An 11,107-nucleotide genomic window follows, 5' to 3' on the forward strand; every position below is an offset into this window, starting at 1 on the left:
CCTAGAACCGTGAACTCAACGCCGCGACCCGAACGACGACGGGTCGGCAGCCCTGTGTAACAGGTAGACCTCGACGTGGTCACCGTTGAGCACGAATCGGGTGAGACCCTGGGCGTTGAACCACACCACCTCCGCGACGGTCTCGAGTCCTTTGGGGGAACACCCTTCGACGCCGTTCTTCTCGGGAATCGCATCGTCGGCCACTAGCAGACAGACCGTGCCGTAGCGAGACTCTCCGCTCCAGACACGGTGACCGTTGAAGTTCTCGTATTGCCGCAGCTCATTGGCGCTGAGACCCAGCGCGTCGAGAGTGCCGAGGTTGTCTTGCGGCTCATCGGTGTCCGCACCGACCCATTCCAATGCGAGCACGCGGTCCGCACGGTGCTGCGCATCTGGGGCGGGCAGCGCCATTTCCGATATCGTGTTGGCCGGGATTGCAGTGGGTTCATCAGCACGCAGCTGCGACAGCCCCTCGACGTGAACCGTGACCAGGGCGAGGGCAGCGGTGGCGCTGCCGAGGATCATCAACCAGCGGCGGCGCCACCACGGTGCCGCGGGGACGCTCGGAGCGGCATCGATGACGGGAGTCAGCTGTCGGCGTTGGGCAGCCTCCAGTTCGGAAAGCCGAGCCTGAGCCGCCACATCCCCCGCGATGTCGCCATCCCGTCCGTACGCGCGTCGCCGCAGGCACTCCAACTCGCCAGCTTCCACGCCCTCAACCGACCCCAGCGGGCCATCCATGCCGTCATTATCCACCCGGGCACCACCCGGGGCTAGACATGACCCATACTCTGCTTAGAAGGGGCTTTCGCTCATTGAAGACGAACCAGGGTTAGGAGAGACGGTAGATCCAGCGGTGACCCCAACCTAACTCCTCGTCTGTCCATACCTGGGGATAGTTCGGTTATCCACGGCTGAATTGGGGAGCCTTTCAAGGTAGCTCCCTGGCCGCCGTTGAGAATTGCCCCCGTATGTGGGGAGCTGACCAGTGCTTCAAGTGGCAACGCAAACTACGTTCGTTCAAAGCGCAGCAACGGTTTGGAGGGAAGCAAACCGCGCGGTTGCACTATCCCAATCGAGGACGGCTCGCGGCCGTCCGTTGATCTCATCAGCGGCGAAGCGGACTCCAGCCTGTTCTACCATGCTGAGGTCCGCGCCCTTACGAAAGCACTGGCGCAGCAGGCCGTTGGCATTCTCGTTCGAAGCACGTTGCCGGGGCCGGCCGGATCACAAAAGTACACGAGCGTCCCCACCGCCCCGGTGACCTCTGCATGCTTCGCCATCTCGGAGCCCCGGTCCCACGTCACGGTTCTCCGCAGCGTGGCCGACAGGACCCCGAGCTCGTCGATGAGCTGGTCGCGCATAATGTCAGACCTGTTTCCTGGGCGGAGCGTGAAGGCGATGAGGAGGCGGGAAGAGCGTTCTACCAGCGTCACTATCGCTGATTTGTTAGCCTTCCCCATGACGAGGTCACCTTCCTTACGTTGTTGTTGTGGGTGATTTTGGAGCTGTCGTCGATCAACCTCGGGTGGCGGGTGGGTATGGCACAGGTCTCCCTGCCGCTTGGACGGCTCACTGGGAATGGCCAAGAATCCCGCATGCTGCCCGGTTGGAGTGCCCCTGTTTCGTGAGCTGAAAATACAAGGGCCTCTTCTCAACCAAGCCCGGAGGCCCCATTTTCCTCGATCGGCGCGTCGAACTTCGCACAAATCAACACCACTTTCAGTCGGTGTTGCGACGTTTGTAAGAAACCGCGCAGCCTTCGGAGCGATTGGAGGGTCCTGATGGTCCCTGGCTGGCGGGTAACGTCGGTTTACCAGCTGCAGTACCTGGAAGGGGGACCTTCCTCATGCCCGGCTGATGAACGACTCGCGCCTAGAGCCAGGGCGGTGTCGGCACCCTACGGGGTGTCTCAGCCCTGGACCCCGCCGGTGCAGACGGCGCCCGGTTCGGGGGTCTGCGGGCCCTGGCGGTATTTCTTGATGAACGGGGCGAGGCGTTCATCGCTGCTGCTCTGCAGGGCCAGCTGCTTTCCCCAAGCCGTTGCCATGATCGGGGCTTCCTGGTCCGGGACCGGGCTCAGCAGCAGGTAGGGTTGGGAGCCGGCGGCAGCCGTCAGGTCGGCGATCTGGTCTGCGGCGAGGTCGGGACGATAGGAAACCCACACGGCACCATGCTCAAGGGAATGCACCGCCCGCTCCTGCTGCACCGGGGCAGTGTAGATCCCGCAGTTAGTCCAGACCGGGGCATGGTCCCCGCCGGCCGCGGGGGTCCGCGGGTAGCTGACCGGTGCGCTTGTGTGGTTCCTGGCCTGGTCCGGGAAGTCCTGCTCACCCTCTATCGGGCGGGACGCTGCGGCCTTGACTTCCTCACGCTGGCGCACGTCACCGATCACGACAAACGCCACGGCGGTGATGATCGAGGCTGCGAGAAAGGCTGCCGTGCCATAGATCAGCCAGGCCTTTCGTCGCTCTTTGGCGCGCTGTTGTGCTTTGAGGGCCTTCAGGATTGCCTGTCGTTCCTCGTGCGGAGTGCGGGGCTGGGGCATCTGTGGGCTCGCTTTCGTCGGTAGATGTGGCGGCGGCGGATTCTTGTTTTAGAGCCGGGCGCGCAGGTCCTGCAGGGCCAGTATTTCAGCGTTTTGTGCCTCTACCAGGCCGGCGGCGAAGTCGCGGACGCGGGCTGTTTGGGCGAGGTTCAGTGCGGCAGTGGCCATGGCTACCCCGCCCTGGTGGTGGCGGATCATCAGGTCAGCGAAGAGACGGTCGGCATCTGCCCCGGAGGCGGACCGGAGGGCCTGCAACTGTTCCGGAGTCGCCATGCCCTCCATCCGTTCCTCCGGCGTTGCGGCCGGCTGACCTTGGTGGGCGGTCCCGTGCTCACCGGTCCCGGCCGACATCCAGGTCATGGGCGGCTCAGGGCCGGCCTGGGGCAGGCCCCATTCCTGGAGCCAGGCGAACATCTGGCCGCTTTGGTGCTGCTGGGTGGTGGCGATGTCGTAGGCGATGGCCCGGATCTCCTCATTGGCCGAAGTGTCCCTGACAGCCAGTGCCATCTCCACGGCCTGGGCGTGGTGGGCCTGCATGTCGCGTGCGAACCCCGCATCGGCTCCGTCATCGGCAACCTGCTGCGCCGCGACGGTCAAACGCCCGACCGCAAAAAAGGCCAGCGCTGTGAGGATGACAACGGTAACGAAGACCGTCCACAACACCACCCGGCGACGAGACGGTGTCTGTGCAGCGTCGACTGGTTCCGGCACTTGGATTGTTACAGTCACATCCAGCCCTGCGGATCGACGGTTTGGTCGTTGAAGAGCACCTCAAAGTGCAGGTGGCAGCCGGTGGAATTCCCCGTCGTTCCGGCCGCGGCGAGGCGCTGCCCGGCGCTTACGGCGGCGCCGGCGCTGACTTCGATGGACGCCAGGTGGTTGTAGGTGCTTTTGAGGCCGTTGCCGTGATCGACCACGATCCGGTTCCCGCCCCCGTAGGCGGACCAGCCTGCCTCCACCACGGTTCCGGTTCCTGCCGCGAACACGGCCGTCTGACAGGACGCCACCAGATCAAGGCCGGTGTGCAGCTCCCCTGATCCACCGGTGATCGGGCTGGTACGGAAGCCAAACGGCGAAGACACTGACATGCTGGCCAGCGGCGCGGCAAGCGCCGATGAGGGAACAGTGCCGGCCGGACCCGCCGCTTCCGGTGCCGGCTGGGGGGATACAGTCGAGCCGGACGGTAAGGCCTCCGGTGCCTTCGGAGCGGGGGCGGTGGCCACCAGGGACCGGTCGAACGAGATGGCCGCGCCGGGGGAAGCCTGGGCCGGGACCTCCGCCACGGTGGCTGAGGCAGCCGTCACCACGGCGGTGTCCGCCCCCGTGCCGGCGTTGGCGCCGGTGATTGTTGCCCCAACGAGCAGCACCGAGGTGATGGTGGCGGCCGCCGGAAGGTTGCGGCGGAGGACAGCGTAGTCCCGGGTGGTCGGCTGGCGCCGACTGTGCCGGGATACGGAAGAGGGGGCGCGGAAGGCACGTGCGGGCACCGGGCTGCGGTGCCGGCCGCGGGCGGCGGAGGACGGCATGGAAGGATCCTTTCAACGCCTGCGAAGTTAGCTGTCGGATTCGGGCCAGGAACAAGCCCGGCCGGACCTGGACCGCCGAATCAGGCAGTCTTCAGGCCCGGCTTCACCCCAGGCAGCGCAGCTGCCGAAAAGATGGGTTCTCCGCCCCCGCCAGGGAAGGTCGTTGTTTCAAGGCCGCGGCGGGGCTGGGCGTACGGACTTGAAGGCACCAATACAGAAATGCCTGTACAAACGTTACAGTACGATAACGGACCCTGATTAACGCTGGGAGTTCCCTGGCAATCGCTGCGAGTCCGGCCACGGCTTTCTGCCAGTTGCAAACAAACGACTGTGAGAATCTTTACGTCCGGGAGAGGGCGGCAGGACCCGCCGGCCCCGCCGTTTTGGTACTGGGCGTTGCGGCGCTGGCCCTTGCCGTGTGCGCTGCCCGGTCCGACTCGCTCGCGGCCCAGGCACGTGCCGGAGATGAGAAGAACCACGTCGCCCGGGGTTGGCTCTGTCGGCGAGTACCGGCCCGAAGCCCCCGGCCCTGATAGTGAGTTCCGGGACCGGGGGGCTGTTCGTCGGTGTGAACATCCGGCACGATGCGCCGAGGGTGGCCGCGTTTGAATGCAGCTTCGGGGCAGGCTTCGCGGTCCACAATCCTTGCTGTGGACCGCGAAGGCGGTGTCAGTGCCGGAATCCTGCATTTCGGGGAAAGGGATCCTGGTCTCTGCGTTGGCCGGGCAGTAAGCCCTCATAGGGGAGGGCGGCGTTTACCGCGGCCGCTCGGGCCGGTCGGCCAGCTGTTGCAGGTAGCGGTTGTAGGCGTCCATGTCCACGTCGCCGCCCGCGGCGGCCGCTGCGCGCTCCGACCGTGCCCAGCCGCGGGCTTCGTCCCGCTGCCAGCGGACCATGATGAACATCAACAGCAGCACCCCGGGCAGCTCGCCATAGGACCAGGCCAGGCCTCCGGCGACCTCCTGGTCACGCACCGGGTCGATATTCCAGGCCGCCGGCGGCCGGGCGAAGAAGTCCACCATCGGGGTGGTGGCCATCATGATGACGACACCGAAGAATGCGTGCAACGGCATTTCGGCGAAGATGTCGATCATTCTTCCGAAGTGGGTCTGCCGGGACGGCAGCGGGTCCGCCGAGATCAACGGCACTGTGAAGAGGATTCCGGCCACCAGAAACAGCAGCTCCAGCCCGACGTGTCCGTACCAGTTGGGCAGCAGCAAGTCCGCGATCCCGGAGAAGTACACTCCGTAAAAGCTCAGCAGGAACAGCGGGACCATGAACCCGGGATGGATCGCCAGGCGTCCCCATCTGGAGCGCAGACCCCAGATGGCCGCCCTGAGCACAGGCCGGCCCCACCAGTTGTGCGGGGTCGTGCGCAGGAGCAAGGTCCCGGGCGAGCCGATCACCAGCAGCGGCGGAACAGCCATCATCAGCGTCAGCTGCTGGAACATGAATATGGAGAACATCCGCAGCCCGTAGCCTTCGATCCCGGCGCCCATGACCACGATGACCGCGGCGCATCCGGTCAGGAACGAGACGGTGCGTACCGGTGACCAGCCCCTGCGCCGGCGCCAGAGGCTGATGGCCCCGGCCATATAGAGCAGGGCGGCGGACAGGGCCAGGAGCGGGATCAGCGGGACCGGCTGCAGGTTCGGGGCGAGGTACTCCCCCAGCGAGGGGGGCAGGGACGGCAGCCAGACAGGACCTTCGATGCCAGGATTACTCAAGTCCAGGCCCCGCTCCCCTGCTCTGTCCGGGTGCTGGATTCAGTCGCTGCCGGCCAGCTGCAGCCGGTCGTGCCCGCTGTGCCCGACGTGGGCCAGGCCAAGGTCCAGGAGCAGGCGGACATGCGAATCCGCCAGGGAATAATACGCCATCCGGCCCGACCGCCGGACCGAGACGACCTTCGGTCCGCGCAGCAGCCGCAGGGCATGGGAGACGCCGGACTCGCTCAAACCCGTCGTTGCCGCCAAATCGCACACGCACATCTCCCCCTCGAGTAAGGCGATGAGGATCCTGATCCGGCCCGGGTCCGCCAGCAACCCGAACACCACGGCGAGGCCGGTGACGTCGATCTCCTTCGGCATCCTGGCTCGCACCGCCTGGACCCTGTCGGCGTCGACCAGACGCACGGCACAGTCGCTGCCGGCGGCAGGCATTGCAGGGAGGGAACTCGCACTCATCCATTAAGGCTACCTTTTGCTGATAATGCTTCGCATTCACGTCTGGCGTGCCGCGCCCCGTTCGCACGCGCACTGGGAAGGGCGCCGACGGAATTAACATCTGAACAACTCTACAGATAATGTTGACCCGTGCCGTAGCCTGCGGCCGCCAACTTCCGGGTACGCCCCGGCGGGGGGCAAGCCCCTGTTCAAAGGATCCGTTGTGGCTTTGAAATCCCCTGCCGGGAGGCGGGAAGCATCACCGAAGCCGTGGTGGCTGGGTGTCGCCGGTCTGGTAGCCGTCGTCATCGTGGTGGCTGCCACCGCCTACGGCAGGGGCGTGCTGCCGGCCGAAACCCGGGACCCGGGGGCCCTGGTCCGCTGGGGCTACGGCGTCGTTCAGACCGTCCACAACATTTCCGCGGCCGCTACCATCGGCGCCCTGGTCTTTGCTGCCTTCATCGTCCCCCCGGCCCTGTCACGGCCACGGAAACGCAAACAAGCCAGCCAGGACGCGGGGTCCGGGGAGCATCCGGCGTTCACCCGCCTCATGGTGCTCGCTTCTGCGGCCAGCCTGCTGTGGACGTTCTCCGCCATCGCCGTGATCGTGTTCAGCTTCGCCGACATCGCCGGCGTCCCGATCTCCGGCAGCCGGGAATTCGCCGCCCAGTTGGCGGCCTACATTACCGAACTCCCCACCGGAAGTGCTTGGCTGTGGGTGGTGATCATCGCGGCGACGGTGGCGACGGCGACATTCGGGCTCCGCTCCCCTGCCGGGCTGGCAGCCACGGCGGTCCTGGCTGCCGGCGGGCTGGTGCCGATGATCCTGATCGGCCACGCCGCCGGGGGCACCGACCATGAACAGGCCATTAACTCCCTGGGCCTGCATCTGATCGGGGTGTCCCTCTGGTTCGGAGGGCTGATCGCGCTGGCCGCAGCCGGAACGGCCCTGGGCAAAGACACCCCTGCCGTCGTTCAACGGTTTTCCACCCTCGCCGGGTTCGCGTTCACTCTCGTCGTGGCCTCAGGGCTGATCAATGCAGCCATCCGTCTGGACCTTCCGTCCGGGCTCGCCTCACCCTACGGTGTGCTTCTGCTGGGCAAGTCCGCCGGCGCCCTCATCCTTGGCGGACTCGGTCTTCTGCACCGAAGACGCCTGATCCCTGCCCTCGCTGCCGCTTCCGGCCCCGGGCGGTCGGGGCTGCTGTTCTGGCGGCTCATTATTGTCGAAGTCCTGATCATGGCGGCGGTGAGCGGCCTGGCCGCAGCGCTGAGCCGCACACCCCCACCCGGCGGGCAGGACATCGAGCCGGCGCTGACACCGGCGCAGATCCTCACCGGCTACCCCCTGCCTCCCGAACTGACCCCCGAGCGGTGGTTCACGGTCTGGCGGCCGGACTGGCTCTGGATAGCCGTCGCCGTCATTGCCGCGTTCCTCTACCTTCGGGCCGCAACGCTGCTGCACCGGCGGGGGGATACCTGGCCCTGGATCCGGTCCGTGCTGTGGCTGGTGGGCCTGGCTGCATTGGTCTTCTTTACCTCCGGCGGCCCCTCGGTCTACGGGCGGGTACTGTTCAGCGCCCACATGGTCGACCACATGGCGCTGACCATGATCGTGCCGGTCTTCCTCGTCCTCGGCGCCCCCGTCACTCTGGCGCTCAGAGCCCTGGCACCCCGGCATGACGGCACCAAGGGCCCACGCGAATGGATTATGGTCCTGGTGCACTCGAGCCCGGCCGCCGTCCTGACCCACCCGCTGTTCGTCGCGGCGAACTTCGCTGGCTCGATCGTGCTGTTCTACTACTCGGACGCCTTCGGGTTCGCCCTGCGCGAACACGCCGGCCACGAACTCATGACCGCGCATTTCCTCATCACCGGCTACCTGTTCATCCTCTCGATGATCGGCACCGACCCCGTCCCCCGGCGGGCGCCGTACCCGCTGCGGCTGCTGCTGCTGCTCGCTACCATGGCCTTCCACGCGTTCTTCGGCGTTACCCTGATGGGCTCCACCACACTCCTGCAGCCCGAATGGTTTACCCGTCTCGGCCGCGACTGGGGCCTTTCCCCGCTGGCAGACCAGCAAATGGGTGGCGCTATCACCTGGGGCATCGGCGAGGTGCCGACCTTGCTGATCGCGATCGGGGTCGCCATCATGTGGTCCCGCTCGGACACCCGGGAGATGCGCCGCACGGACCGAGCCGCTGACCGAAACCACGACGCGGATCTGCAGGCCTACAATGCCATGCTCGCCCAACTGGGTGAGCGCACGTACCCCGGTCCCGGGGCGCGGGACCGGGACACACAAACATGAGCATCTCGCCCAGAACCACTGTCGATACACGAGATTCTGAATCCAGCGAAGTCTGTATTATAGATGCGTGCGCGTCCTCTCACGAATCGATGTCCTGGCCCGCTTCGGCAAAGCCCTGGCCGACCCGACCCGGGCGGCGATCCTGATGGAACTCCGGGCCGGGCCGGCCTTCCCTGCGGACATGGCCGCTGACATCGGGGTGAGCCGGCAGGTGTTGTCAAACCATTTGGCCTGCCTGCGCGACTGCGGCCTGGTCCGTGCGGAACCGGACCGGCGCCGGGTGCGCTACCAGCTCTCCGATGACCGGCTGGCGCATGCCCTGGATGATCTGCTGGGCACCATCCTCACCATTGAACCGGTCTGCACCTGCAACGAGCCGGACTGCCCGCAGGACAGGGCCCCCGTTTCCCCTGCTGAATCCGACAGTGTAGAGGTGCTTTTATGAGCGGACATGACCATGACCACGCCCTAGCCGGCGGCACCCGACAGCGCGGAAAACTGCTGGTCGTCTTCGCGATCACGTTCACGGTGATGGCCGCCGAGATCATCGGGGCGTTCCTGACCGGCAGTCTGGCGCTGCTGGCCGACGCGGGGCACATGTTTACTGACTCCACCGGGCTGCTGATCGCTCTCATCGCGGCCTCGCTGGCCCTGAAACCGCCCACCCTCAAACGCACCTGGGGGTACAAGCGTGCCGAAATTATCGCAGCCGCGTTCCAGGCGGCCCTGCTGCTGGTCGTCGGCACGTTCGTCATCGTCGAAGGCATCCGCAGGTTCTTTGAACCGCCGGAAATCGCCGGACCGGCGATGCTGTGGTTCGGCGTGATCGGCCTGGCCGGGAACGCCATCGGCCTGATCGTGCTCGCCTCGGGCCGAAACCACAACTTCAACATGAAGGCCGCGTTCCTGGAGGTCCTCAACGACGCCCTCGGATCCGTTGCCGTCATCGTCGCCGCCATCATCATCGCCGTTACCGGCTGGGTGCAGGCCGACGCCATCGTGTCCCTGCTGATCGGCGTGCTGATCATTCCCCGGACCCTGAAACTGCTCCGCGACACCGTCAACGTGCTGATGGAAAACGCCCCCGCCGGGCTTGACCTCGGGGATGTCCGCGAGCACATCCTTGCCCTGCCCCACGTCATCGACGTCCACGACCTGCATGCCTCCCTCGTCGGCTCCGGAACGCCCGTGCTCTCGGCGCACGTCACCGTCGAAGACGGCTGCATGACCGACGGGCACGCGGCCACCATCCTGGCCGACCTGCAGCGCTGCGTCGCCGAACACTTCGATGTCAGCGTCGAACACTCCACGTTTCAAATCGAACCAGCCGCCCATCGCGACCAGGAAAGTATGCATCACTGATGTCACAGACAAAAACCAAATCAAAGCCGGCAGACCCGGCCAAGCGCGCCCGGACCGTCATCTGGATCCTGCTCGGAGCCATCGTGGCCGCAGGAGCGATCTGGTACGCCGTGTTCACGCTCAACAAACCGGAACCGGTCGCCGTGCAGCCCGTTGCCGACGCCCAGCTGGTCCGCGAAGACAGCCACAGGGTAACTACCCCCGCGGTTGAGAAGGGCCAGCTGGTGGAGTTCCTGGACTTTGAGTGTGAGGCCTGCAAGGCAGCCGAACCTGTTGTTGCCGAGCTGAAGGCAGAGTTTGGTGACCGGATCACGTTCATCAACCGCTACTTCCCCCTTCCGTCCCACCGGAACTCAGGGCAGGCGGCGCTGGCCGTTGAAGCCGCCGCCCAGCAGGGCAAATACGAACAGATGTACGCGAAAATGTTTGAAACCCAGCCGCAGTGGGGTGAAAAACAGGATTCCCAGGCGCCCCTGTTCCGGAGCTTTGCCCAGGAGCTGGGCCTGGACCTGGCCGCCTACGACGCCGCAGTGGCCAATGAAGCCACCAAAGACCGGATCCGCAAGGACATCGCCGACGGCAAGGCGCTGGGCGTGACCGGAACTCCCACGTTCTTCCTCAACGGGGAAAAACTGACACTGAACTCCATGGAGGAATTCCGGCAGAAACTGGCGGACGCCGCCCAGTAGCGCTGCCCGTTCCAAGGGACCTGCATTTACTCGCCCGACCGGGAAGGACTGCGCCGATGACATGTAAACGTGCGCCCTTCCGGCTGCTGCGCACGGCCGCCGTGGCAGCATCGGTCCTGTCCCTGGCCGCCGCTGCCCATGTCGCCGGCGGCGGCCGGCTGCCCCAGGCCCCTGTCCTGGCCGCCTGCACTGCCCTGGTCTTCCTGGCGGTCATCGTTCTGACCCGGTGGAAGCTGCAGCTGCCGGCTCTGGCTCTGGTCCTGGCAGGTGGGCAGGGGCTGCTGCACACATTGCTGTCGGCCCTCTCCCCCGCAGCGGCGGACACCGCCGTCGCCTCCACGGCCGGGGCCCACCAGCACCGGTTCGTGGACGCGGCTCCGCTGCCCCCCGGGCAGGACGTGCACCTGCACCCCGTATGGGACCTTGAGCCGGCCATGTTCACAGCCCACCTTGCCGCGACAGCCGCGACCGCTGTCCTGCTGGCCAGAGGCGAAGCAGCCCTTTGGGCG

The 11,107-nt window shown here is 66.1% G+C and carries 11 protein-coding genes and 1 riboswitch; of the genes, 5 read left to right on the forward strand and 6 right to left on the reverse strand.

Annotated features, from left to right (window positions below; translation table 11 throughout):
- Positions 1 to 15: 15 nt before the first annotated feature.
- The 6 genes from HTS88_RS19530 to HTS88_RS19555 all read right to left on the reverse strand — a co-directional run bounded on the left by HTS88_RS19530 (position 16) and on the right by HTS88_RS19555 (position 6,257).
- Positions 16 to 741 carry a hypothetical protein gene (locus HTS88_RS19530; protein WP_174181398.1) on the reverse strand — a complete coding sequence of 242 codons (726 nt, stop codon included), beginning with the start codon at positions 739 to 741 and terminating at the stop codon, positions 16 to 18.
- Positions 742 to 1,912: 1,171 nt separating this feature from the next.
- Positions 1,913 to 2,548: a thioredoxin-like domain-containing protein gene (locus HTS88_RS19535; RefSeq protein ID WP_174181400.1), complete on the reverse strand. Its 636-nt coding sequence runs from the start codon at positions 2,546 to 2,548 to the stop codon at positions 1,913 to 1,915.
- 48 nt (positions 2,549 to 2,596) lie between these two features.
- Positions 2,597 to 3,214 carry a DUF305 domain-containing protein gene (locus HTS88_RS19540; protein WP_343045027.1) on the reverse strand — a complete coding sequence of 206 codons (618 nt, stop codon included), beginning with the start codon at positions 3,212 to 3,214 and terminating at the stop codon, positions 2,597 to 2,599.
- Between the two features lie 59 nt (positions 3,215 to 3,273).
- Positions 3,274 to 4,074, reverse strand: a complete 801-nt coding sequence (locus HTS88_RS19545; RefSeq protein WP_174181402.1) for a M23 family metallopeptidase — start codon at positions 4,072 to 4,074, stop codon at positions 3,274 to 3,276.
- A 1-nt stretch (position 4,075) separates the two neighbouring features.
- Positions 4,076 to 4,247, reverse strand: a riboswitch (cyclic di-AMP (ydaO/yuaA leader).
- A 582-nt stretch (positions 4,248 to 4,829) separates the two neighbouring features.
- A complete protein-coding gene (locus tag HTS88_RS19550; protein ID WP_174181404.1) occupies positions 4,830 to 5,801 on the reverse strand; it encodes a cytochrome c oxidase assembly protein in 972 nt (323 codons plus the stop codon).
- Positions 5,802 to 5,840: 39 nt separating this feature from the next.
- The gene (locus tag HTS88_RS19555) at positions 5,841 to 6,257 is read right to left on the reverse strand and encodes an ArsR/SmtB family transcription factor (protein ID WP_174181406.1); all 417 of its coding nucleotides are present in this window, start codon (positions 6,255 to 6,257) and stop codon (positions 5,841 to 5,843) included.
- Positions 6,258 to 6,459: 202 nt separating this feature from the next.
- Between HTS88_RS19555 and HTS88_RS19560 the strand changes: the two genes are divergently transcribed.
- The 5 genes from HTS88_RS19560 to HTS88_RS19580 form a co-directional block, all read left to right on the forward strand.
- Positions 6,460 to 8,547, forward strand: coding sequence for a cytochrome c oxidase assembly protein (locus HTS88_RS19560; RefSeq protein WP_174181408.1), 2,088 nt, complete (start codon positions 6,460 to 6,462; stop codon positions 8,545 to 8,547).
- 67 nt (positions 8,548 to 8,614) lie between these two features.
- Positions 8,615 to 8,992, forward strand: coding sequence for an ArsR/SmtB family transcription factor (locus HTS88_RS19565; protein ID WP_174181410.1), 378 nt, complete (start codon positions 8,615 to 8,617; stop codon positions 8,990 to 8,992).
- Positions 8,989 to 9,909: a cation diffusion facilitator family transporter gene (locus tag HTS88_RS19570; RefSeq protein ID WP_174181412.1), complete on the forward strand. Its 921-nt coding sequence runs from the start codon at positions 8,989 to 8,991 to the stop codon at positions 9,907 to 9,909. Before HTS88_RS19565 ends, HTS88_RS19570 begins: the two co-directional genes overlap by 4 nt.
- Positions 9,909 to 10,598 carry a DsbA family protein gene (locus HTS88_RS19575; protein WP_174181414.1) on the forward strand — a complete coding sequence of 230 codons (690 nt, stop codon included), beginning with the start codon at positions 9,909 to 9,911 and terminating at the stop codon, positions 10,596 to 10,598. The genes HTS88_RS19570 and HTS88_RS19575 overlap by 1 nt, the downstream gene beginning before the upstream one ends.
- Positions 10,599 to 10,654: 56 nt before the next feature.
- On the forward strand, positions 10,655 to 11,107 hold a 453-nt coding region (locus HTS88_RS19580; RefSeq protein ID WP_174181416.1), incomplete at its 3' end, for a hypothetical protein.

The sequence above is a fragment of the Pseudarthrobacter oxydans genome, assembly GCF_013314975.1.
Lineage (GTDB): Bacteria > Actinomycetota > Actinomycetes > Actinomycetales > Micrococcaceae > Arthrobacter > Arthrobacter oxydans.

Excerpts from the sequence above, each read along its gene's own strand:
- HTS88_RS19570 (WP_174181412.1), top strand. The coding sequence starts at position 8,989 with ATGAGCGGACATGACCATGACCACGCCCTAGCCGGCGGCACCCGACAG.
- HTS88_RS19555 (WP_174181406.1), bottom strand. The coding sequence starts at position 6,257 with ATGAGTGCGAGTTCCCTCCCTGCAATGCCTGCCGCCGGCAGCGACTGT.
- HTS88_RS19530 (WP_174181398.1), bottom strand. The coding sequence starts at position 741 with ATGGATGGCCCGCTGGGGTCGGTTGAGGGCGTGGAAGCTGGCGAGTTG.
- HTS88_RS19575 (WP_174181414.1), top strand. The coding sequence starts at position 9,909 with ATGTCACAGACAAAAACCAAATCAAAGCCGGCAGACCCGGCCAAGCGC.
- HTS88_RS19545 (WP_174181402.1), bottom strand. The coding sequence starts at position 4,074 with ATGCCGTCCTCCGCCGCCCGCGGCCGGCACCGCAGCCCGGTGCCCGCA.
- HTS88_RS19535 (WP_174181400.1), bottom strand. The coding sequence starts at position 2,548 with ATGCCCCAGCCCCGCACTCCGCACGAGGAACGACAGGCAATCCTGAAG.